The sequence below is a fragment of the Calothrix sp. NIES-3974 genome, from assembly GCF_002368395.1.
Lineage (GTDB): Bacteria > Cyanobacteriota > Cyanobacteriia > Cyanobacteriales > Nostocaceae > NIES-3974.
Genome location: NZ_AP018254.1, coordinates 5,383,362 through 5,407,997, shown reverse-complemented (window position 1 = coordinate 5,407,997; position 24,636 = coordinate 5,383,362). Strand labels below are relative to the sequence as shown.

General features: G+C 41.7%; 18 protein-coding genes and 2 pseudogenes. 10 read left to right on the top strand and 10 right to left on the bottom strand.

Annotated elements, in window-relative coordinates; all coding sequences use genetic code 11:
• Positions 1-383: 383 nt before the first annotated feature.
• Together CDC37_RS21505 and CDC37_RS21500 are read left to right on the top strand one after the other, a co-directional pair.
• A complete protein-coding gene (locus tag CDC37_RS21505) occupies positions 384-1,370 on the top strand; it encodes a glutathione S-transferase family protein (RefSeq protein ID WP_096624967.1) in 987 nt (328 codons plus the stop codon).
• 3 nt (positions 1,371-1,373) lie between these two features.
• A complete protein-coding gene (locus CDC37_RS21500; protein WP_096624965.1) occupies positions 1,374-2,216 on the top strand; it encodes an alpha/beta fold hydrolase in 843 nt (280 codons plus the stop codon).
• 262 nt (positions 2,217-2,478) lie between these two features.
• On the opposite strand, the gene CDC37_RS21495 is transcribed toward CDC37_RS21500, so the two are convergent.
• Positions 2,479-3,570 carry an iron ABC transporter permease gene (locus CDC37_RS21495; RefSeq protein ID WP_096624963.1) on the bottom strand — a complete coding sequence of 364 codons (1,092 nt, stop codon included), beginning with the start codon at positions 3,568-3,570 and terminating at the stop codon, positions 2,479-2,481.
• A gap of 387 nt (positions 3,571-3,957) precedes the next feature.
• On the opposite strand from CDC37_RS21495, the pseudogene CDC37_RS25870 reads away from it, so the two are divergent.
• Positions 3,958-4,277 (top strand): annotated as a pseudogene (locus CDC37_RS25870) (transposase); the annotation flags it as partial.
• Positions 4,278-5,011: 734 nt separating this feature from the next.
• Positions 5,012-6,682 carry a S8 family peptidase gene (locus CDC37_RS21485; protein ID WP_096624959.1) on the top strand — a complete coding sequence of 557 codons (1,671 nt, stop codon included), beginning with the start codon at positions 5,012-5,014 and terminating at the stop codon, positions 6,680-6,682.
• A gap of 357 nt (positions 6,683-7,039) precedes the next feature.
• Here CDC37_RS21485 and CDC37_RS21480 read toward each other — a convergent pair whose 3' ends face one another.
• Positions 7,040-7,699: a DUF938 domain-containing protein gene (locus tag CDC37_RS21480; protein ID WP_096624957.1), complete on the bottom strand. Its 660-nt coding sequence runs from the start codon at positions 7,697-7,699 to the stop codon at positions 7,040-7,042.
• 266 nt (positions 7,700-7,965) lie between these two features.
• On the opposite strand from CDC37_RS21480, the gene CDC37_RS21475 reads away from it, so the two are divergent.
• Both CDC37_RS21475 and CDC37_RS21470 read left to right on the top strand, forming a co-directional pair.
• Positions 7,966-9,408 carry a TldD/PmbA family protein gene (locus CDC37_RS21475; protein ID WP_096626516.1) on the top strand — a complete coding sequence of 481 codons (1,443 nt, stop codon included), beginning with the start codon at positions 7,966-7,968 and terminating at the stop codon, positions 9,406-9,408.
• A 656-nt stretch (positions 9,409-10,064) separates the two neighbouring features.
• Positions 10,065-11,411, top strand: coding sequence for a metallopeptidase TldD-related protein (locus CDC37_RS21470; protein WP_096624955.1), 1,347 nt, complete (start codon positions 10,065-10,067; stop codon positions 11,409-11,411).
• Between the two features lie 23 nt (positions 11,412-11,434).
• Here the strand turns inward: CDC37_RS21470 and CDC37_RS21465 are convergent, their stop codons facing one another.
• From CDC37_RS21465 to psbN, 4 genes and pseudogenes are all read right to left on the bottom strand, one after another.
• Positions 11,435-12,838, bottom strand: a complete 1,404-nt coding sequence (locus CDC37_RS21465; protein WP_096624953.1) for a PrsW family glutamic-type intramembrane protease — start codon at positions 12,836-12,838, stop codon at positions 11,435-11,437.
• A gap of 52 nt (positions 12,839-12,890) precedes the next feature.
• Positions 12,891-13,067, bottom strand: a pseudogene (locus CDC37_RS21460) (IS982 family transposase); the annotation flags it as partial.
• Positions 13,068-13,381: 314 nt separating this feature from the next.
• On the bottom strand, positions 13,382-14,491 hold the full coding sequence (locus CDC37_RS21455; protein ID WP_157780812.1) for a hypothetical protein: 1,110 nt from the start codon (positions 14,489-14,491) through the stop codon (positions 13,382-13,384).
• A 703-nt stretch (positions 14,492-15,194) separates the two neighbouring features.
• On the bottom strand, positions 15,195-15,326 hold the full coding sequence (gene psbN, locus CDC37_RS21450; RefSeq protein ID WP_096624947.1) for a photosystem II reaction center protein PsbN: 132 nt from the start codon (positions 15,324-15,326) through the stop codon (positions 15,195-15,197).
• Positions 15,327-15,533: 207 nt separating this feature from the next.
• Here psbN and psbH point away from each other — a divergent pair, with 207 nt between their 5' ends.
• Positions 15,534-15,737 carry a photosystem II reaction center phosphoprotein PsbH gene (gene psbH / locus CDC37_RS21445; protein ID WP_096624945.1) on the top strand — a complete coding sequence of 68 codons (204 nt, stop codon included), beginning with the start codon at positions 15,534-15,536 and terminating at the stop codon, positions 15,735-15,737.
• A gap of 89 nt (positions 15,738-15,826) precedes the next feature.
• Here the strand turns inward: psbH and CDC37_RS21440 are convergent, their stop codons facing one another.
• Positions 15,827-16,957, bottom strand: coding sequence for an RpoD/SigA family RNA polymerase sigma factor (locus CDC37_RS21440; protein WP_096624943.1), 1,131 nt, complete (start codon positions 16,955-16,957; stop codon positions 15,827-15,829).
• A gap of 1,120 nt (positions 16,958-18,077) precedes the next feature.
• On the opposite strand from CDC37_RS21440, the gene priA reads away from it, so the two are divergent.
• Positions 18,078-20,618 (top strand): primosomal protein N', encoded by a 2,541-nt coding sequence (gene priA / locus CDC37_RS21435; protein WP_096624941.1) that lies wholly within the window; start codon positions 18,078-18,080, stop codon positions 20,616-20,618.
• A 216-nt stretch (positions 20,619-20,834) separates the two neighbouring features.
• On the top strand, positions 20,835-21,347 hold the full coding sequence (locus CDC37_RS21430) for a hypothetical protein (protein WP_231943144.1): 513 nt from the start codon (positions 20,835-20,837) through the stop codon (positions 21,345-21,347).
• Between the two features lie 89 nt (positions 21,348-21,436).
• On the opposite strand, the gene CDC37_RS21425 is transcribed toward CDC37_RS21430, so the two are convergent.
• From CDC37_RS21425 to CDC37_RS21415, 3 genes are all read right to left on the bottom strand, one after another.
• Positions 21,437-21,769 (bottom strand): DUF5615 family PIN-like protein, encoded by a 333-nt coding sequence (locus CDC37_RS21425; protein ID WP_096624939.1) that lies wholly within the window; start codon positions 21,767-21,769, stop codon positions 21,437-21,439.
• The gene (locus CDC37_RS21420; RefSeq protein WP_096624937.1) at positions 21,766-21,996 is read right to left on the bottom strand and encodes a DUF433 domain-containing protein; all 231 of its coding nucleotides are present in this window, start codon (positions 21,994-21,996) and stop codon (positions 21,766-21,768) included. Before CDC37_RS21420 ends, CDC37_RS21425 begins: the two co-directional genes overlap by 4 nt.
• Before the next feature lie 77 nt (positions 21,997-22,073).
• Positions 22,074-23,282 (bottom strand): NupC/NupG family nucleoside CNT transporter, encoded by a 1,209-nt coding sequence (locus CDC37_RS21415; protein WP_096624935.1) that lies wholly within the window; start codon positions 23,280-23,282, stop codon positions 22,074-22,076.
• A gap of 236 nt (positions 23,283-23,518) precedes the next feature.
• Here CDC37_RS21415 and bioU point away from each other — a divergent pair, with 236 nt between their 5' ends.
• Positions 23,519-24,541 carry a (S)-8-amino-7-oxononanoate synthase BioU gene (gene bioU, locus CDC37_RS21410; RefSeq protein WP_096624933.1) on the top strand — a complete coding sequence of 341 codons (1,023 nt, stop codon included), beginning with the start codon at positions 23,519-23,521 and terminating at the stop codon, positions 24,539-24,541.
• Positions 24,542-24,636 lie beyond the last annotated feature (95 nt).

The window sequence follows — 24,636 nt, the reverse complement described above, 5'->3', positions numbered from 1 at the left end:
CAGGTCTTGGATAATTACAAATTATGAATACCCAATCCGGAACTATTTTGATCTGAATTACTATGGCAATGTAACAGGAATCTTGTATCTTGAGGGAGTTAAAAATAAATTTCACTCAGTATAATATAATCACTCTACTATACTGGCATACACTTGGGACTTTAAGTTCTGGTATTACAAGATAAATCTATGAAAATGGACTGTAAATAACAGATAAATAGTGAGATTTATTAATCACCATGTTTATCTTGATTTACGTATTTACTGGTAAGGCAGAAGATATAAACTCATCATTGAGTAATGGGTCGATTTTCCCACTACTCCCTAATCCCTGTAAGTTTTAGGTAACTGAGAGAAATCTGCAAAATCAATCTTTGATTCCCATGTCAACTAGAAATAAAAAACTGCCATCAGAGCTAGTAATAAAAGCCGGTAAATTTGTCTGGACGAAGATGTGGCAAATGATGATGCAAAATCTCGCACCAAAGGGAGAAAATGGAGCTTATATTCGTCCAGAAAGTCAATTTAGAAATTGGATTAAGCGGCAAGAAAATCATATCTATCAACCGGATGAACAAAGGTATCATTTATATGTGGGGACAGGTTGTCCTTGGGCACATCGCACTTTAGTTGTCCGTGCTATCAAAGGTTTAGAAGCAACCTTACCAATTACCATTGTCAAACCAGCTGGAGATAGGGGTATTTGGGTATTTTCCGAAATTGAAAGAGGTTGCCAAACCTTACCGGAATTATACAATTTAGCCAAACCTGGATATCAAGGACGCTGCACCGTTCCCGTACTTTGGGATAACCAAACCCAAACAATTGTGAATAATGAAAGTGCAGAAATCATCATCATGTTAAATTCGGAATTTAATCAATTTGCCAAACATCCCGAATTAGATTTATATCCAGAAGATTTACGAGCAGAAATTGAGCAATGGAATGAGAAGATATATCATACCGTCAATAATGGAGTCTACCGTTGTGGATTTGCCCAAACCCAATTAGCCTATGAGACCGCAGTGGGGGAATTATTTACAACCCTAGATGAGATAGATAAGTTTTTAAAAACCAATGCCTATACCTATTTATGTGGTGATAAAATTACCCTGGCAGATGTACGCCTATTTACAACTTTATTGAGATTTGATGTCGTTTACTATGGATTATTTAAATGTAATTTACGTCGGATTCAAGACTATGAAAATTTAAGTTTGTATTTGCAAAACATATATGAACTACCGGGTGTAGCGGAAACATGCGACATTGAACAAATCAAACAAGATTATTATGGTAACTTATTTCCATTAAATCCAGGTGGTATCATTCCCATTGGTCCCGAATTAAAATTGGTAAGCGGGAAATAGGGTATGATTCGTAAATGTCTGTTTACAGGAGAGATAGACCTTTCCTATCTCGAATGGGGTGAAAGTGGGAAACCGTTGCTATTGTTGCACGGATTAGCAGATAATGCTTGGGTATGGGCTGGAGTTGGAGAATATTTTGCCACCCAAGGGTACCATGTAATTGCCCCGGATATGCGCGGTCACGGGGATAGTAGTAAACCGGAAATGGACTATACCTTTACAAGTGCGATCGCGGATTTAGAAAAATTACTGATCCACAAGGGTTGGTCATCTGTTCATGTGGTGGGTCATTCCTGGAGTGGTAAACTAGCAGCAATTTGGGGACGAGAAAACCCGCAAATTTTCACATCGATGGTGTTAGTTGATCCAATTTTTATTTGGAAAATTCCCAGTATTTTTAAAATTACTTTTCCGCTTTTATACCGTGTTTTACCCTTTTTACAAGGCATGGGACCCTTTCCCAGTTATGAAGCGGCTGAAACTAAAGCTAAAAGTTTATACCAATATGCTGGATGGAGTCCGATTCAAGCTCAAGCATTCCACCACAGCATTGAACAAAAATCCGACGGTACTTGGGGGAGTAAGTTTACCATTGCAGCTCGTGATGGGGTATTTGAGCAAGTGTTACGAGTACCCGGTTTAATTACGAATATTCAGATTCCGACTTTGTTTATTCAACCAACCAAAGGAGTGAATCGTCAAGAATGGCAATTAAAACCCTATAAAAAGTATTTAACTAATCTACAAATTCGCCAAGTTCCAGGAAATCACTGGGCTTTTTTGAGTAATCCAGATGAATTTAACACAGTTGTAGAGGAGTTTTTGCAAAATATTAAAATAAGTTAAAATTCCTACTCACGAGAAAATAGGGAGTAGGGAGTAGGGAGTGAATTATTTTTACGTCAAACCACCATGAAGAGTTGATTTAAGGCTAGTTATCATCAATTATTAACGTAAGTTGCTAATTACTGCCTCTAAATGTATGGGGATGACACATAATATCCGCTTTCCTGTATTTTTAGACACGAAAATTTTATATTTTGTACTTAAAAATCGACATTCTTTTATAACTAGCAACTTGGGTTACTACTCCCAACTCCCCATTCCCTTACTGATAATACCGTCGCAAAATCACCCCAGCAACAACAGGAGTACCAATCAAAGCCGTCACCGAATTCAGGGGTAAAACCAGTTGATTTCCAGGTAATCCTGACAATAAATCTGCCATCAAAGCCAAAATCGCTCCCATTAACGTTACTCCAGGTACTAACACCCGATGGTCATGGGTATGGAACAGACTGCGACACAAATGGGGGACAGCAACACCTAAAAATGCGATCGCGCCACAAAATGCCGTGACAACTCCTGCTAAAATAGAAGCACTGGTAATAATCCAAAATCGTGTCCGTTGCAGGTTTAAGCCGAGGGTAAAAGCGTAGGATTCACCTACCAGTAATACATTTAAGGGTTTAGATAGCAAACTGGCAACTAGTAATCCGCAGGTAACTGTAATAGCAAGAATCGGCATTTGTTGCCATGTCACCCCAGCAAAACTACCAAATGTCCAGCGTAGATAAGCTTGGCTTTGTTGTGCATCACTAAAATGCAATAAAATACTGACCAAAGCATTGGTGGCATAACCAAATAATAAACCTAAAATTAACAAAGTCATCGTATCTGCAACCCGACGAGACACAAATAAAACTAAACTTAGAACCAAACCAGCACCCAAACTCGCTGCAACTACCAAACCTAAATCCGCAAACATTCCCCAACTAGCTAAAAATCCCCCCACACCAGCTAAATTTGCACCCAGTAACACCAAAGCGACCCCCAAAGAAGCACCGGAACTAATTCCCAAAACAAAAGGACCGGCCAAAGGGTTTTTAAAAAGCGTTTGCATCTGGAGACCACTTACACCTAAAGCAGCACCAGCAAACGTAGCAGTCAAAGCTTTAGGTAAACGAAATTTCCAAACAATACTTGTCCAAGTTGATTTACTAGCTGTTTTTCCCAGCAATATATTGACGACTTCTGTTAGGGGTATGTGAACGGAACCCAAAGCTATATCTAGTAAAAATGTCAGTATCAGAAATATCAATAAACAGGCAAATAATAAAAGTAACTTTTGATGACTTTTGAAAGCTAACTTATCACTTACCTTAGTTGGATGATGTTCTTTTTTTTGTAGTAATGACATAATTATTTTTTGGGGATAAATAAATAACGTAAATTCTTCTCAATTTACCTATAAACTTAAACTTTTATTCAACTGCTGATACCAAAAATTTTGAATGTTAATAAAAACTCAATAAAAATGGCTCAAAACTACCATGTTTTGAGATAGAAAACCAAAAAATAATATTTGGTCATGATTGTATACTCCTTTCCCAAAATAGTCAATAAGATCCAGAGGATTTGCGGGATTAAAATTTATTCAACAATTAAGCGATGATAATAATTTTTTGTTTTGAGTATAAGTAATAGTTATAAACTGGAGTTTGACGAGCAAACAGGATTAGTTAAAGTTGGTAGTGGTCAAAATTCAGGGCTTTATAGAGTTGTCAGTTTCTGTGATTTGAAAACACAAATAGAGTATCGTTTAGTCACTAATTTACCCTTTGATGGTGAAGCTCAAGTATCAAATGAAGAAGTGATGGAAATTTATCGATGCCGTTGGGGTGTTGAATTATTATGAAAATTTTTAAAAATGCATCTCAAACTGGATCGACTTATCACGAAAAATGTCAATGGTATTACAATACAGATTTATGCATTTCTCATTACTTATTTAATTGCTAAATTCATAGATAGCCCTCAATAATGGGGCAATAAATTAATAGATAAATCCGCTATTTACAAGCTTGTATGAATAGAGAAATAAGCTCTGGAGGGGTGACAATCTAGCTTGAAATGTTTATGCAGCAAGGATTATAGAATAGCGATCGCGAAGCGACTCCTACGGAGTATCGCCCTAATTATAAAACTAAATTCAGAGCCAAGTTCAACGGAAAAATAAGGCTTTTGCCCAAAGCTTATTAATAATAGAATCAATAAAGCCGGAAAATGTAGTTTATCTTTTGATGGCAAACAGGCTTAAAACTATTGCTGAATCATAGTTTCAGAAGTTTTCGTCACCTCTTCAGAAATAAGCTATATCCATTAGATACAAAATGTTATGCAATGTTGATGTAATCACGCCATTATAGTATTAATATATCTCCCTATGTAAAGTTTTGCATCATAATTCAACGTTTCTATTGTAAAACATCCTCTTACATTTTTGAGATACTCCACCGTTATTCTACTAGTAAAAAATCAAAAATCTTTATAGTGATATTTTTCACAGACACTGAAAAATGACCATTGATTGAGTTTAAAGAAATATACAGCAATCCGATTTAAGTCGTGAAAAATAGCGTGCTATTGACTAAAAACTGGTGACTGTTAACCATTAACAACCCGACATCGAAGATTTCACAAATCCCCTTCGGACTGCTGTAGTCAACTTCTATTAGATATTTTCTCGATGGTACAGAGTAAGCAGTTTTATTTCTGGGAATAATGGAGAATTTACAATCTAAAATCTCATAATTTCTGCATCCGATGAAGAATTTATCATGTACTGAGGGAAATACAGTATGTCTCTAGAATTATCAAATAATTACTATACTTTGTCCCACCAATCTTTAAATACTAGTTATCTTTCTACTACCGATAATTTTTCTGGGTTGATTAATCATAATTTGTACCAAGGAAATCGCAGCTACTCCAGTTATATCCATCAAGACCTCAATTCCGACATAGAAACCCCAACAGACCAACTATCTACTCAAGTATGGGATTTTGGTTGGGACTTTTTTCGTCCCGATACTCCCAATAATTCCGGCTATAGTTCTACGGATGGTTATGGTCTGATTGATGCATCGGCTGCGGTTGCAAGAGCTATTAATCAAGAGCGGTTTGCGGATGTTCCTAATCTAGGTGGTAATAATTGGGGTGCGGATTTGGTGAATGCACCGTCTGTTTGGGCTAGGGGTTATACCGGACAAGGAATTGTTGTGGCGGTTTTGGATACGGGAGTAGACCGTAATCATGAGGATTTGAGTCGCAATATTTGGAGCAACTCCGGTGAAATTCCTGATAACGGTATTGATGATGATGGCAATGGCTTTATTGATGATGTGTTCGGTTGGAATTTTGACGCGAATAATAACAATAGTTTGGATATTGATGGTCATGGAACCCATGTTGCGGGGACTATCGCTGGGGGAAATAATGGTTTTGGAGTGACGGGTATTGCCTATGATGCCCAGATTATGCCAGTTAAGGTTTTGGACGATAACGGTTCGGGGACAAATTCCGCGATCGCCAAAGGAATTTATTATGCTGTGGATAATGGGGCTGATGTGATTAATTTGAGTTTGGGGGGAGGAAGCTATAGTCAGGAAATGGAAAATGCAGTGCGGTATGCTAGCAGTCGTAATGTGATTGTGGTGATGGCTGCGGGGAATAGTGGGGGTTCTCAACCGATATATCCAGCTCGTTATGCGGAAAATTACGGGATTGCGGTGGGTGCGGTGAATCGGAATGGAAATATGGCGGATTTTTCTAATCGTGCTGGAAGCAAGGAACTTACCTATGTGACTGCACCAGGGGTGAATATTTACTCAACTCTACCGAATAATCAATATGCCGCCTATAGTGGTACATCAATGGCAACTCCCCATGTGGCTGGGGTGGTCGCTTTAATGTTGAGTGCAAATCCCAGTCTGACTGATGGGGATGTGCGCAGAATTTTGACGGATACATCGAAAAATTCTGTTTCTTCTCGATTTGATTGGTCTGTAAATACGTCTGGTGAATCGTTTGGATATGAAGGGTTGACGTTTAATCGTTCCTTAGCTCTGACTCCTGGTTACGATTTTGGGTACGATTTTAATAATGGTGATTCCCGGTTTATTTCTGTCCCCAGATTCGATGACAATGGCTTGACGGATCGGATTAATGATTTGTACGATTCCCCGTCGGCGGAGATGGATGTTGCCGTAATTGTTAGCAATTCACTCCCGACTTCATTTGTCATGGATAGCTATGAAAATAGTACTGAAGTGAAAACTGTTAATTTTAATTCAGCGAATGCTGTCAACCAATTAGAATTACCATCGGCAATCCTTCCGCAAACAACTGGTAATGGTACAGCAAATAACGGTGGAGAAAACGATTTAATCGATCCAGATTTATTTAACCGCGAACGCGATCGCATTTTATTAGAGTACCGCGATTGGTTCCGTTTACTACCAGTCACCTAATATTCGCACTGGTCAAAAATTATGGGTGGGAAGTCGGGTGTAGTGGTCTATCCCATTAATTATTCTCACCCATCACTGTCAACACAGTAGCTTTGATCCCGGAAATCAAGTTTGTTGCCAAATCCCTATACGCCCCCCTTGGGATTATAATTAATTTTAGCAAAAAAGATATTCAAAATTTCATCCATTTCTGAAACCCTATATTTTTCGTACTTTTAATAGAAATTATTCTCAAAAATATTGAGAATAGGTCAATTTATTGGCAAAAACGACCCCCGAAATTACCCAGTACAAATTTTGCGGATTTTTTAAGTATATTTGCACTATTAAATTAACGAAAATACTGACGAGCAAGACTTAGAGACGACGATAAACCACCGATAGATTATTTGCAGGCATATCATAGACTTGCATCAATTCTAGATTATGGTTTTGAGCGATTTGAACTACATCTTGTAAATTACGTACACCCCAATCAGGATTTTGCGATCGCAAAGACAGATCGAAGGCTTCATTGCTGGGTGCGGTGTGTTGATGGTTGTATTTATAGGGGCCATACATATACAAAATACCTCCTGGGGGGAGAATTCGCTCGGCACCAGCCATCAAACCGAAACAGGATTCCATTGGGGAGATATGGATCATATTGATATTGACGATTGCCGTAATTGGGAAATCCTGGAGGTGGGAAAAATATTCCCATTGGGGAGTTGCCAATGGTTCAGTAGCCCAGACTGGACTTTGGGCATCGATATCCAGAGGTGGATATAAATTATCGCTAGGTGCGTATTGAGACCAAGCTGCAATACTTGCTCTTGCCGTGGGATTGGGGTCAGAGGGAATCCATTTACGGGGTTTGAGTTGGGGAGCAAAATAAACCGCATGTTCTCCCGTACCGCTAGAAATTTCTAGAACAGTGCCCGTAGGAGGTAGAACTTGGGATAGTAGCTGCAAAATCGGTTGGCGATTGCGCTGGGTTGCGGGAGCAAATTGACGAGCATCAAAGAGATTATCCATAAAAGCAATATTTAGCCTTGAGAAAAAAAAACAAATAGCTTTAGAATGGGAATTTACTCCCAAAAGCAGCGAGAGTGAATCTCGATAAAATCTCGGAAGCAGGGATTATTAGCTCATAAAAATATACTGACTTCAACCCGATCCACTTTGAGAACCGTAATTCTGAGTCGCAATGGCAAAAACTGCGGTTTTGATGATGGACGAGGTATGACTTTCATACTTTCAGCAGTCTATTACTTTTTCTCCAAACACACGTCATGGGTTCTATGTGGTCTGAACTAAAACAAGCGATCGCAAATGTAGAATTGCTACCACTTGATTGGGTTGGCATTCGAGCGGTGAAAGAATCAACAACAACTCGATTTGTCCGTGATGGGATTCCCCAAATCAACGGTAAAAGCTCCACAATGGGGGCAATGGTTGAGGTAATTGTCGATGGCAGCATCGGCTATGCTGCGACTAATTCCTGTACACCACAAGCCCTAGAAACAGCAATTAAAAAAGCCTATCAACAGGCAATCAGTGTTAAAAATTTATACATCCATAAATTTTTTCCCCAACAGACCCGTCCCCAGGTGGTGGGAGAATACATTTCCCCCTATCGAGATAACTTTGATAGTCTCAGTGCCGGGGAAATCAATGACCATCTCATCAAAATCTGTCAACACCTGAAAGTTAGTGATAAAATAGTCCAAACAGCAGCCGAATTAGTCACCAGCGATCGCGAAACCTGGTTTATTAGTTCCAACGGTTCCCAAGTATATCAAAAATTCCTCCTGATTAGCTCCTATTACGGTGCGACAGCCCAAGATGGATTAATTACCCAACAACGAACCAGTAACGGTTGGCAAGCCCATTCCTATCAAGGGGGGATGGAACTGTTTCCAGATGTGAATCAATGGCAACGAGTCGAGCAAATCGGTCAACAGGCAGTGGAATTATTAACTGCGGATGAATGTCCCCATACCCGCACTAATTTGGTATTAGCCCCAGACCAAATGATGTTACAAATCCATGAAAGTGTGGGTCATCCCTTGGAAATTGACCGGATTTTAGGGGATGAACGTAATTATGCTGGAGGAAGTTTTGTCAAGTTGGAGGATTTTGGCAACCTAGTTTATGGTTCACCCTTAATGAATATTACCTTTGACCCCACCGTGACCGGGGAGATTGCTAGCTATGGATTTGATGATACAGGAGCAACAGCCAAGCGGGAATATTTGATTCAAGAAGGTGTATTAAAAAGGGGTTTGGGAAGTTTAGAAAGTCAAGCTCGTTCGGGTGTTCCTGGTGTCGCTTGTGCGCGAGCATGTTCTTGGAATCGTCCCCCCATCGACCGGATGGCGAATCTGAATTTGGAACCGGGTCAAGGAAGTTTTGAAGACATAATTGCCGATATTGAGTATGGGGTGTATATGGAATCGAATCGCTCCTGGTCAATTGATGACCGTCGTTATAAATTCCAATTTGGTTGTGAATACGGTAAATTCATCGAAAATGGTAAATTAACGAAAACCCTGCGTAATCCCAATTATCGCGCAACGACACCGGAATTTTGGCAAAATTTACTTAAGGTCGGTGGTCAGTCAACTTGGCAAATGTATGGTACTCCCTTTTGTGGTAAAGGTGAACCAAATCAAGCTATTTGGGTCGGTCATGGTTCCCCGACTTGTGTGATTGGGAATGTGGAAGTTTTTGGAGGTGGTTGATTGGTTTTGAGGAAGACAGAATCCGGGATTTTCAGCAAAATCCTTTGGTTTCTCCATTCCCCTTCTGTATTCGGTCTCCCCGAAGGATTTAGGTTCTTCAACCCAGCCTAGGAATTTCCAAATTTTCGGCTCTAACTGAACCGTATTGCCTTATATTCCCCATCCAAAATCCAATACCGATTGCAAAAATGTTGGCGATATATCCAGGATATGAGACGTAGCGTTGCTACGTCTCTACAAACAAAATTTATCTGTTCCATTGTGTTAACAAATTTGTATCAAATCCCCAATCCTCCAATTTCCCCATTCCTTATATTCCCCATCCAAAATCCAATACCGATTGCAAAAATGTTGGCGATATATCCAGGATATGAGACGTAGCGTTGCTACGTCTCTACAAACAAAATTTATCTGTTCCATTGTGTTAACAAATTTGTATCAAATCCCCAATCCTCCAATTTCCCCATTCCTTATATTCCCCATCCAAAATCCAATACCGATTGCAAAAATGTTGGCGATATATCCAGGATATGAGACGTAGCGTTGCTACGTCTCTACAAACAAAATTTATCTGTTCCATTCTGTTGACAAATTTGTATCAAATCCCTAATCCTCCTGTTTTCCTTATATTCCCAATCCAAAATCCAAAATCCAAAATGAACCCCAACGATTTATCGAATTTAGAAACCAGTTTCAATCAGCTAGCTGAGAAACTACAAACCCACAAACCATCCCTAGCAGAATTTACACTGAAATTAAATGGGGAACGTAGTCAATTTACCCGATTTAACCATGCTCAAGTTCGACAAACTGGGTCGGTAGCAGATGGATGGGTACAATTAACCTTAATAAATGATTCCCGTAGCGCTTATCGTCAATTTCCCTTTACAGGTGATTTTCACCAGGATTGGCAACAAGCAGAAATTGCCTTGCAGGAATTACAGCAAGAATTACCCACCCTACCTGCTGATCCCTATGTGGTTTTACCAACTGGAAATAATCAGAGTCGGGAAGTGAATCAAGGTAACTTGCTCACCAGCGATGATTTAGCAGCAACCATACTCACACCTGTCTCCGGCTTAGATTTTACTGGTATTTATGCTGGAGGTGCAGTTATTAAAGCCTATGGGGATTCCTGTGGTCAACGACACTGGTTTGCCACCGACACTTTTACCTTAGATTATTCCCTGTTTAATTCGGATGGGAAAGCCGTCAAGGGTTTTGTTGCTGGAAGTAATTGGGATCTAGAGCAATTTACTAATCAAATTCAAGCTGCAAAACAACAACTACAACTTCTCTCCCGTCCAGTGAAATCAATCCCCAAAGGACAATACCGCACCTACTTTGCACCAGCTGCGATCGCGGATTTAGCAGCGATGTTATCCTGGGGAGGAATTAGCGAAGCGGATATCCAACAGGGTAATAGTTCCCTCACTCCCCTAGCTCGTCACGAAAAAACCCTTTCTCCAAAATTTACTTTAATGGAGAATTTTCAACGGGGACTTGTTCCTCGCTTCAATGAATTTGGTGAAATGACTGATGTCCAGTTACCAGTATTTGCCAATGGTGTATTAGTAAATACTTTAATCAATTCTCGCACCGCTAAGGAATATGACAAAGTCGCCAATGGTGCTAATAGTTCTGAGTCCCTCAGAGCTTTGGAAATAGCTCCAGGAAGTTTATCGTCATCGGAAATATTATCTCGGCTAGATACGGGTTTATACGTATCCAACCTGCATTATTTAAACTGGAGTGACCTCCATGCGGGACGGATTACGGGAATGACCCGGTATGCTTGTTTTTGGGTGTCTGGGGGAGAAATAGTTGCACCAATTGAGGATTTGCGCTTTGATGATACCCTTTATCGCTTTTGGGGGGAGAATTTGCTGGATTTAACTGATTTTCAAGAATTTATCCCGGAAGTGGGAACCTATGAGGGAAGACATCTGGGAGGAAGTGTGGTTCCAGGGATGTTAATCGAGGATTTTACCTACACTTTGTAGTTAGGGTCTGTGGAAAAAGTCTTTTACCTTTCTAAAAACCTGGTGGCAAAATTTTGAGCACGATTAGGTGAAAGAGCGCGCGCTTTCAGAATTGCGGCCATAAAAAATGCATAGGTAATCACCCCAACAAAGATTAATAACAAGGCATTGTAATATCCCGTAACATTCCATAGGGCATGGAGGGCAGAGGCGGTAAAATAGCCAATTAGGAGAATAAAGGGACCATAACTCGGCTTCAGTACAGCTAAACCAATAAAATAACCCAGATACCCACTATAGGCCATATGTCCAGCCACTAAACCCAGAATACGGGGAATCAGCAATTGTAAGCCAACTAACTGTCCCGCATCGCTACCGGCTTGTTGCGCAACTGTTTGAGTGATTTGGGGTACATATTGTCCTAGGGTTTCCAACAAGGCAAAACCCACAGCAGAGGCAGTACCGAGTAAAATTCCATCCAGGGGTTCCCACACCCCAATACGTTCTCGCCAAGGGGAGGGGAGAATACGAGCAATAAAGTATACAGCGATGATGGGTATAGCCTTGAGTAATTCTTCCATCAACCCAGCCCCAAAAAACATCCGTACTAGTAGTTCTGTGAGGGTAATACGTTGACTATCGCTGGGTAAATTACCGGGGAGGATGTCGCGGAAGACAAAAATAAACAGGTTGAGAATGGGACTTTTGAGGATGATAATTGTTGAAAGGGCAACAGCGACAATTACCCACCAAGGTTTATGTTTACCACATAATCGATAGATAAAATAGTAGGCAGCCGAAGCAATATAGGTTCCGACAATATTATTGGTGTTAAAAATTGGGTGGGGTCTGGCTTGACCAACAGTTGCAAACATGAACACCACAAAAATCACCGTGAATATACCGGGGATTAAATAGGCTTTACTAGTTAAATCCTTACCTGTGGAGATAATGGGAAATAGTTGGGTCAGACTAATGGGGTCAGACTGGGGAAGGGGGGTAGAATTGCTGGCAAAGGCTGATGGGGGAATAGAGTTAGCTGGTGCGAGTTGAGTTTCCACTCCCCCTAAAGTATTGGGTTTGGCGGTTGAATACTCAAACAAAAATTGTGGTCCATCATGGGCTAGGGAAATGCGATCGCCGGATTGTAATTCTTGGCAACCTTCCAATTTGATTCCATTGAGATATGTACCGTTAGCACTATTAGCATCGCATAGTAGCCAAGTATACCGACCGTCGGGTGAAGTTCCTTGAGGACGAATGACAGCATGACGACGCGATACCATTCGATATTTAATTGCATCCAAGACGACTTGACAGTTAGGGTCTCGTCCAAGCACTACCTCTTGGGTTGGGGGTAGCTGATAATCATTGGCCGAACCAACAACTGTTCCATCACCGGATACTAGGCGAAGAAAAGCATTCGGTTGCGCGTGTTTGCCAGTCATTGGATTCCAGAGAGGATGAATGGATTTATTATTAACCCAAGTTGCTAGTATTATGCTCTTTCATGTAGCAACAAGCCTTGCTATGATTACCATAGAAAAACATTGCTGCAATTAGTGCCGTTGTCATAATTTCTGCATCACTCATATTTCTACGGCAATCATCATGATGACCAATTGCTTTAAGTAAGTCATCAGTGATAGCATAAACAGTAATTATTTCGTTTAACATATTCCCCTCCGTTTTTTTCTTCTTGGAGGGGATTTTATTATAAATTGTGACGCGACACGCCAGCGCTTCGCGCTGGCGAAGAGTAACTAGCAACTTGGGTTATTAGTGGTCAGTTGTTCAGTGGTAAGTCAACTGTATTACTGGTTAATTTTAATCTTGTAGCACAATTCCCGTGCAGTAATATGTCACCCTTGCCACTTGAAGTCAATACTTTTGCTAAATCCACTATAACTTTACTATTGCCTGGTTCACTAAATTTGATAATTAGATTTCAGATTTGTGATATGCATCAGCCAGACTTCACGCAGGTTGTTTTACTCCTGTATTCTGTCTCCTGTATTCTTTGATGCTACTGTATGTAGCAGGGTTAATATTTCCCATGCGGAACGCAGATAGGCAATCGCAATTTGTAGATTATCGGTTTTATCCCCATGAATCCGATTTTCGTAAACATTGCTTAATAAACTATGAATTTGGGCACATTCCTGGGGATAGGTATCGGCTTCGTATATTTCCAAGGATGCACGATAGCATTCAATCGCCACCTCTAGATTAATCCCTCGCTCACCCAATAACCTTTGTTGGTAAGCATCCCCAATATGAACCTGAACTTCTGCCCATTTTTCCGGGTTGCGATCGCGTCTAAATGCACGTAAAGCGGATTCAAATCCAGCAATCGCAATTTCCACATTGCACTTGCGATCGCCTTCGGGAAAATCGAGAACTAATAAGCTAAAATTCACGATATCTTCGGCAATCAGATAGGCTATATGGGGTTTAGAGCTAAAAATTGTTGCTGTTGCCCAATCATCTAAAGCCTGGACAAAACCCATATCCAAATATGCTAGATGCTGTTTCAGGATATCATAAACAGCCTTTTTATCCCCTTGGGTATTGGCTGTCACCCGTAGTAGTTCCCCCAACAAATCTAAATATGCAGGTGCGATCGCGTCCGATGAAGCGTTTTCCAAGGCTTCTGCTAAGGGGTCGGCAATACTATGTAAATACACTGATGCATTCCCTTCTCCGATTTCTGCCAAAATCCCGGCTACCTGCCGCAATGTCATCACTAACCGTGTATCAATTAAATCTTTATGCTCACGTAATATCTCTGGCTCTAAACCACTCTCACAGTGCAATAAAGTCTCAACTAAACGCAGATAATCGGAGGGTGACTCCGAATCCTCATCCTGATTATTCTGATTGATTGTTGCAGCCAATCTTTTACCTAAATCCCGTAAAAAAGCAACAGTCCCCTCGGCTCCCTTTTCTTCCGCTCGTATCGCCACCTTTTCCATCAACTCAATTAGTTGTGCGTCTACTAATTCCCCATTTGCTCGCAAAATCTCCCACTCCTCCCCACTCGGACACAATAATAATTCGCGAATCAAATTCATATAAGCTTGTAGGCGCGATTTTTCCATTGGCGAAAACCAAATAGTGATTTTTTATACCTTATTTTACTGAAGTATTGTCCCAGAAAGCGAGGTGAGGAGGTTACATAATGAAAATTTTGGCAATGCCAGTATTTTCGGTCTATTACAAACAAAAATCAGCTATCCAGATGACAATTGCTTGGGGGGTCTGGTTGACTAAATAGGGTCTGGGGAAAAATTCTTTTCGTGGGGGTAGGGAATAGGTCCGTGACGGGATTTTAACCCCATGTCTTCCACTTTCCACAGGCTATAAAAACGACAAAAACACTCCCTACTTAAAAAAGGCGTTGGTAAATTCACTGATGAATTAAGCTGGAAACCCCGATGAAACCATCTTGATTCATCTTGCAGATTAACGTGAGTTCGATGAACCTCACCCCAACCCCTCTGTGACTTCCTAGAGGGACAGAAAATCCGTAGTTTTCAATCAAAAATCAATTTTTTCAAAACCTCTGTTCCCAAGAAAGAGAGCTTTGGAGAGGAATTCTTTGTATCTGTCGAATTCACGTCAGATTACCAACACCCAAAAAAAAGATATCCTCACTGGAGGATATCCCCATATTTTCCTTTTGGAACCAAAAAAATGATTCGATAACGGTCTACATGGAACTGTTGACATCAAAACCAATGTAAGTTAGCTCTTCGACTCCCTAGTCACTTTCAAGGGAGAAAATTCCCCCGCGATGTTCAACTAATCATCATGATCATCAAAGGGGTCATCTAACTGCTTGCTCGGAGGTCCAAAGGAAGTATACAAAGACATAGCAGTGATAGCAACTACCACCGCACCAACAGAAATTGTCAAAACTACTGCGGGTTCCATAGGGATACAATTTTTTTATGAGTATTATGAATACAATATTACAAAATTTTAAGGCTTGGCGAAAACCCGATGGCAAATTTGTTGAGTAGGAGTTGCTTTCGGGAAAATGTATATCCAGGAACTAAAGATACAACTGTGTGATAAAATCCTTAAGGAAGGAGATTAAATAATGCTTTGGCAAATAATCTTAGAATCGAATGGTGAACTATGGCACAACGGACGCGCTTGGGAGATATCCTCAGACCTCTAAATTCGGAATACGGTAAAGTCGCTCCAGGTTGGGGAACTACTCCCCTGATGGCGGTTTTTATGGGTTTATTTTTTGTATTCCTGTTAATTATCCTGCAACTTTACAATAAGTCGATCATCATTCAAGACGTAATGGTGGATTGGCGCAGTTTAGGAAATTAATTTTGGCAAAAGCTAACACTTGCACAAACAAATTGATCTAAACCCGGGTTTACCGGGTTTTTTGTTTTGCATCACCGATATTTGCCGAACTAAATCAACCAACCTTTGAGACGCTTGGCTATATGGGGACGACGCAATTTCCGCATTGCTTTGCTTTGAATTTGTCGCACTCGCTCCCGCGATAAGTTAAACATATTTCCCACTTCTTCCAGGGTGCAAGGTTCACTGGTGGTTAATCCATAGCGGAGAGTGATGACATCTTTTTCCCTGGGTGTCAGCACATCTCCTAGGACTTCCCATATCTCCTGACGCATCATATGCTCGTTCATACGTGCTTCGGGGGATTGATTGTCCTCGTCTTCTAGTAAGTCCATCAATTCGGTGTCTTCTTCTTTACCCACTCGATGGTTTAAAGACAGGGCTTGACGACGCAATTGTTGCAATTGCCGCAACTGGGAAGCAGGTATTTCCAAAACATCTGCCAATTCTTGCTCATTGGGATTTCTTCCCAATTGCTGTTTGAGTTCCCGTTGGGCTTTTTTCAGTTTGTTAAGTTTTTCTACTATATGTATCGGTAAACGAATTGTTCTGGCATCGTTAGCGATCGCCCGGGTAATTGCCTGTCGTATCCACCAATAGGCATAGGTGGAAAATTTGTATCCTTTGTCTGGATCAAATTTCTCCGTGGCTCGATTTAATCCCATTGCTCCTTCCTGGATTAAATCTAGAAACGGTACACCACGGTTTAAATACCGCTTGGCAATGGACACCACCAAACGCAAATTCGAGCGAATCATTTTTCGCTTGGCTACCCGTCCCTGGTATAGACGATTTTCCAGTTGTTTTTCACTTATACCCAAATGGTGAGCGATATCTGCTTTGGTTGGTAAACGATCGAGTTTTTTGGCTAAAACCTGTTGTAATTCCCGATATTCTTCTAAAAATCTGACCCTGCGGGCTAATTCCACTTCTTCTTCCGGTTGTAGCAATGGGTAACGGGCCATCTCTTTAAAAAATGCACCCACTGCATCATCATGCTCAGTCTTGTTATATCCCGATGGCCGCGCAGCTGCCATATCATCAATGTTCGGTTCCTCACTATCAACCGATAGCATTTGGTTCTCATCAATGACCAATTCTTCTAAACCGTCGAGGGATTGCTCGTTGGCAATTGTCACATCGGGCATATTGTCAATTGTTCCTAATTCAGCAATGTTCATAGGCTCACTCGGGAATCGTTGCGTGTTTCCGTTAACTTTAAATATTGGCGTTTTCCTCGTCGAACATTTCTTGGGAACAAATATCCCCTAAACTACATCTTTCACACCCTGTTAACCCATCAGAACCACCTATCTTGGCTATCGCCCAACCATTTTTTCTTCTGACTTGCTATTGCTGCACCTTTGCATTCATTCGATTCACTTTGGGTTCTTGGGTTCTAATTTAACAGTGCCGAGTCCTAAAATCTAAGAGCAGTTCCAAAATTAACTTCCCACCATTCCATCAAGATGATTGGGCTATCTTGCACCGGTGAACTCCAATTAGGGGATAGGAGAATAACTGATTAAATTCAAGTTACAATACGGGAAATGTTACTCCGATAGAAAATTGGCGATCGCACTCAGTAATTTCTTGCTTTTTATTTTAATGGTGATATCATCCGATTACATTTAGACTTCATATATTCACTATTGTTTTTCCCTTTAGTAAAAAATGTCAAACCCTCCTCAATCAAACTTGGTTAAACTTAACAAATTTCAAGATAAACTATCCCTATACCTAAATCCTTAAATTTTTCTATATTTATAGTCTTACTGGTATTTTGTATGCGTGTAATTTCGCTTTAGTTAATTTCAACTCCAGTTCAGCTATAAACAAGTAAAAGGCATAATTACACAGTTTATTAATCAAATTAAATCATCCCATAGAGTCAAAAAGTTTAATATCTACCATTAGGTGGAAAAAATGTCAAATTTATTTACTCACGAAAAAAGCCAGCCGATTAGAGATTGCTTTCGCAACTGAAGCCCATAGCTGATACACCATGAGGGGTTGGTATGGCATTATCATTGCAAACACGGCGAAATTGCAGTATGGACGACCGTTGGCTCGTCTCCCATGGATTGAACAAATCGCATGTATAGGAAATCTATCAAGACCAATTCCAGGTGAAAGTATTACGAATTACAATTAATCTGAATAAAATCTAATGGCAAAAATTTTGGAGCAAAATAAGAATGATTAAAGACTATTCCTGGCCACCTGTTCCTTAATCCTTAATCCAGTTAAAATAAAACCCTACTCCCTGACCACAAGATAATTTTTCCCACCCATCTGCCTATGTTAATCAAAGACGTGAATGAATCTGGCTTGATTGTGGCTGAACCGGAGCAAGGTTATCACAGCCAGAATAGAAAATCTGCTTGGGTGGAAGTATTGGTGGATTGTCCAGGGGTGGTTGGTTTATTTGCCTATCAAGTTCCAGAGCATTTAAAGATTGAACCGGGGGATATTCTTAGTGTTCCCTTTGGTGCGCAAATAGTTGGTGGGGTGGCGATTCGATTATTAGAGACCCCACCAACGGATATATCCCCCGATAAAATTCGGCAGGTAGAGGACATTGCCAGTAAAGGATTTTTTCCCCCTACCTACTGGCAACTATTAAACCAGGTGGCCAATTACTACTATACACCCCTAATGCAAGTAATTCGCTGTGCCTTACCACCGGGATTATTAGGGCGATCGCAAAGACGAATTCGTTTGTGTCGTGCGATCGCACCCCAGGAATCCCAGTATTTATCACCAACTGCGCAACAAATCCTGAATTTACTGGTCAACTCCCCCAACCAAGAATACAGTTTTAACTATTTACAACGCCAAATCAAAGCAGCCTATCGGGGAGTGCGGGAACTAACTCGATGGGGATTGGTGGAGAGCTATGTTCAACCACCCCGTCTATCTCGACCAAAACTCCAAAAAGCCGTCATCCTCACCGGTTCACCCCATGATATCGAACTCACATCCCGACAACGGGAAATCATCGAAATATTGCGACGACGGGGGGGAGAAATGTGGCAAAGCGAATTACTACAAGCTTGTAGTGCTAGTAGTTCCAGTTTGAAAAGTTTGGCAGATAAAGGCTATATTGTGATTGAGGAACGGGAAGTACTCCGCTACGAAGCCGCTACCATTTCCCCCCATTTCCGAGGAGAACCAGCCAAACAATTAACTCCAGCCCAAATCCAAGCTCTGGAAACGATTAACAGCGTCAGTGGTGCAGCTACCATGTTATTGCATGGGGTGACAGGCTCCGGGAAAACCGAAGTATACTTACAAGCCATATCCCCAGTGCTACAGCAAGGTAAATCAGCCCTGGTGTTAGTACCCGAAATCGGACTAACACCCCAACTCACCGACCGATTTCGGACTCGCTTTGGTCATAAAGTCCGTGTTTACCACAGTGCCCTTTCCGAGGGTGAACGATATGATACCTGGCGAGAAATGTTAGCGGGGGAAGCTTTGGTGGTCATTGGTACTCGCAGCGCCATTTTTGCACCCCTACCCCACCTCGACCTGATTATCCTGGATGAGGAACACGATAGTAGCTTTAAACAGGATTCACCCCCACCCACCTACCATACCCGTACCGTAGCCCAATGGCGAGCCGAACTGGAAAATTGTCGTTTGATTCTGGGGTCAGCAACTCCAGCCTTGGAAACCTGGATGCAAGTCCACAATGGTCAAAATTCGCCCGGTACGAATCAAAAATATTATTACCTTTCCCTACCCGAACGGGTCAATGCCCGTCCCCTCCCCCCGGTAGAAGTGGTGGATATGCGGTTGGAACTGCAACAGGGAAATAAATCAATTTTCAGTCGTTCCCTCCTGCGGGGATTACGGGAATTACAAGCCAATGGACAACAGGGGATATTATTTATCCATCGCCGTGGTTACAGTACCTTTGTCTCCTGTCGCAGTTGCGGTCATGTGATGGAATGTCCCCACTGTGATGTCTCCTTAGCCTACCACCATACGGATGCAGATGCGACGAAATTATTACGTTGCCACTACTGTAATTTTACCCAGTTACATCCCCCCCACTGTCCGGAATGCGGCTCTCCCTACTTCAAATTTTTTGGGAGTGGAACCCAACGGGTAGCTCAAGAACTGGCTAAAGTTTTACCAGAGTTACGGGTAATTCGCTTTGACAGTGACACCACCCGTACCAAGGGTTCTCACCGAACCTTATTAACCCAATTTGCCAATGGGGAAGCAGATATCCTCCTGGGAACCCAAATGTTAACCAAGGGTTTGGATTTACCGCAGGTAACTTTGGTGGGAATCATTGCCGCAGATGGGTTACTCCACCTTTGTGATTATCGTGCGAGCGAAAGGGCATTTCAAACCCTGACCCAAGTTGCAGGTAGGGCTGGAAGGAGCGAAACACCGGGTAAAGTCATATTGCAAACCTATACAACGGAACATCCCGTGATTGCTGCGGTATCGGAAATGCCACAAGCTGCTAACTCCGGTTATCACAACTATCAGGCATTCATTGACACCGAACTCGAACAGCGTCGCGACCTGAATTATCCTCCCTATGGCAGATTGATTTTATTACGTTTAAGTAGTTTAGACCCAATTCAAGTCCAAAATACTGCCAATATGATTGCCACAGCTTTAGCTGGTCATCCAGGCTATGAAATACTTGGACCTGCACCTGCAAGTATTATGAGAGTGGCGAATCGTTACCGTTGGCAAATTTTGCTCAAATTTAACTCCCATGAACTACCCCAGATTCCTGACTGGGAAGGCATACGTAGCCTTTGTCCACCAAGTGTTAGTCTGACAATTGATGTTGATCCGTTAAATATTATGTAGGTTGCGTCCCTAGAAGTCGGGTTTTTCAGAATATTCATTGTCGTCAGAAAAATATCAGTGGAAATAAAGAAAACTATTTTCACAAATAGCATTGGTTAAAATCGGATGAATAAATAGTTAATTAGTTACCAGCCTTGGAACATTCGCCTGATCCAAAAACGTCCGGAAATAGAAGTATCTGCATGTAGTTGATATTAATTCGTCTGATTTGTGGGAATGGTTCGGAATAGTAACGTGATTTTACGGAAAATACTCAACGAATTAGGAAAACCCTTCAAGCGCAAAAGATTAATTTTTGTAATTTTATGTTTGATCGCCTTCCTGACTGTGGTGGGATTTCATTATGTGAATCGGCGATCGCCAATTACCCGGTGTGCTTCCTGGGGGTTTACCCCTGCAAATGCGCAAGTTAGCTATACCCATCCAGAGCGAGTCGTGGTGAAACCCTGGAGAGGACAACATCACATTTACGGGATATTCCAAATACCGGGAGGTCATTTAAATGAAAGAATGTTTACTGTCACCGTTCCTGGGGAAAGGATGTTTTGCGGTACTTTATCGTTTCAAGGAACCGATGCTTTTGAAGGGGTGAAAGCCCAACCGGGTAATTACTTGATGAAGGGAATGTTAAATACGCGGATTGCCTTGTATTTGATTTCCCAGGGTCGGTTGGAGGAATTAAGACAACCTCGGTATTGGAGAGTGGGGTATGTGAAGAAGAATGAATAGGGCGTAGTCAACGTGCGATCGCAAATCTAGTGGATACTGTCACACTAACACCAAGGGCGATCGCGGTGGTGGCATTTTTAAAGTATCGGTTAGTGTAGTTCTAAGCAATGAAAGTCAGGCTTTTCTAAAAGTTCTTGAATTGCGTACTGTCCAGCACGGATGAGAGCTTCAACTTGATAGGTCGGTGCATTTCCACACCTTAGCCAGACAACTTTTGGTGGAGAACCATACAATCGGCTCCTTTCTGCAAAGTCAGCATCTTGAGTCACAATGCAGAAATTGTTTGACTTGGCGAACTCCCAAATATCCGTATCCGTTTTCTCTGCTAAATTATGAAATTGAACATTGCTGGCATTAGGGAAGATATCAGCCAAGCGAGTCACCAATTTTCGGCTCAGATTTTGATCAAATAGTAGTTTCAAGTAGCACCCACCGAAGCAACTAAACGATGATCGCGATCAGCTGCAAACTCTAGACAAGCTCTAATATCCGTTTCTGTCAGTTCTGGAAAGTCATCAATAATCTCAGTAATAGACATTCCAGCTGCTAGCCAACCAAGAACGTCATAAACTGTAATTCGCATCCGACGGATACAAGGTTTACCTCCACGCTTATCAGGTTCAATGGTAATGATGTCGCGATAACTCATAATTGAAAAATAGGTAAATCTTTGCTTTGAACTTTAGTCTATAGCAGGCTAACACTGCGCTGCAATGGTGGATACTGTCACACTAACACCCCAGCGATCGCGGCGGTGACAAATCCAGCTAGTAAACCGCCAATCATCGACCGCAAACCCATTCTAGCTAAATCATGTTGGCGTTCGGGTGCCATTCCGGTAATACCACCAATGGTGATGCCAATGGAGCCGATATTCGCAAAATTACATAGGGCGTAGGTAGCGATAATTACGCCTCGTTGGGAAATTTGATTTTGGGCAATTAATTCTTTTAAATCTAAGTAGGCTAAAAGTTCATTCAAAATCGTTTTTTTACCTAACAAGGCTCCGACAGCTTGACAATCAGCTAAGGGTATACCCATTAACCAAGCAACGGGAGCCATTAAACGTCCCAAAATCGCTTCTAAGGATAAATCCGGAATACCCACCAGTGTCCCCACATAGCCAAACAAGGCATTCACTACCGCCAATAGTCCTAAAAAAGCGATAATCATTACTCCCACATTCACCGCTAATCGCACCCCATCCAAAGCTCCGGTCGTCGCTGCATCAATCACATTGACGTAGGTGGTTTTGACCTGCATGTTGACATTACCAGCCGTATCGGGAACTTCGGTTTCCGGGTACAATAATTTGGCAATCACCAAAGATGTGGGTGCGGTCATGAAAAAGGCGGCAATCAGGTGTTCTCTGGGAACACCCGTACTTAAGTATAAACCTAATACCCCTCCAGCAACGGTGGCAAATCCCCCGGTCATGACGGCAAATAGTTCCGATTGGGTCATTCTCACCACATAGGGTTTGACCAATAAGGGAGATTCGGTTGGACCAAGAAAAATATTTCCTGCGGTGGAGAGGGATTCTGCACCGGAGGTTTGCATGGTTTTCATCATTACCCAAGCTAAACCATTGACGATAAATTGTAAAATCCGGTAATGGTACAAAACGCTGATGAAGGCGGAGAAAAAAATAATCGTTGGTAAAACTTGAAAGGCAAAAAAATGGTCTTGAAAACTATCCCCAAATACAAATTTAGCCCCAACTTCCGCAAATCCTAAAAATCGACTGACCCCATCCCCCAGGGATTTAAATATCCCTAATCCCCAGGGAGTTTTCAGTACAAATAGGGCAATGAGAAATTCTAATCCCAAACCCCAAGCGATCGTTCGCCAACGAATCGCCTGTCGATTCACGGAAAGTGCGTAGGATATGGTAATAAAGACAACAATACCCAGTAGCGAAATTGCCCGTTCCATGTTCACTCCCCCTGATACACCAGTTGACAGGTTCAAAAGAATACATAATAACTTGTGCTGGGATTGTATCTGGTTTTACTTGAATTGCAAATAGATTTAGGTCAGGGAAGGAATTTGGGATAATTTGTTAAAGAATCGATCGGAATGGGATGATGTTCAATACAGTAATAATCTAGTCAGAGATTTGGGGTAAGTACAAACTGCTGATTGGAATATCGATACATGATGAGTGATTTATGAACACAGAAGTAGTCAGTGATTTAAACGTTAGCAGACCAATCCGGGTGGGTATATTAGGATTTGGTGGACTGGGACAAGCAGCAGCGCGTTTGCTAATGCCGAAGCGAGAAATGGTTTTAGTGGCGATCGCGGATAAGGGTGGATATGTCTATACTGATGAAGGTTTGGATGGGACTAGTTGTATTACGGCATACCAAACTCATGGCTCCGTGGGATATGTAGAGTCGGTGGGAAAGCTTTGTGACAATAGTATTGTCGAACTAATCACCAAAACAAATTCCCTCGTTGATGGGTATTTTTTCGCACTTCCCAATTTACCGAATGACTTTATTGCCAGTGTAACCAAGCAATTTATGGCTGCGGGTTGGCAAGGGGTGTTGGTAGATGCCATCAAACGCACCAGTGCAGTTGAGCAGCTACTAGGACTCCAATCTGAACTTCAGGATAGGGGAATTACCTATCTGACAGGTTGTGGTGCGACACCAGGACTACTGACAGCAGCAGCAGCGATCGCAGCTCAAAGTTTTGCCGAAATTCACCGTGTGGCAATTCGCTTTGGGGTGGGAATTGCCAATTGGGAAGCCTATCGAGCTACCATTCGCGAAGATATTGCCCACATGCCAGGGTATAATGTTGCCACAGCCCAAGCCATGAGTGATGCGGAAGTTGCAGCTTTGCTGGACAAGACTAACGGCATTTTAACCCTAGAAAATATGGAACATGCCGATGATATTATGCTGGAACTCGCAGGAATTTGTCCCCGCGATCGCGTTACCGTTGGTGGTGTGGTTGATACTCGCAACCCGAAAAAACCCCTCAGCACTAATGTCCAAGTCACCGGACGCACCTTTGAAGGCAAAATATCCACCCATACTTTTACTTTAGGGGATGAAACCAGTATGGCTGCCAATGTCTGTGGACCTGCTTTTGGTTATCTCAAAGCCGGTGTCAACCTCCATCGCCGCGGAATGAATGGTATTTATACCGCAGCTGAGGTTATGCCCCAATTTGTCCACTAGGACGAAGAGTTACGGGAGCAGAGGATGGAAGAAGAAAGTAGTTAAAAGTTATATATTTACTACTTTTGATAGATGACAGTTAACTGTTGACTGTC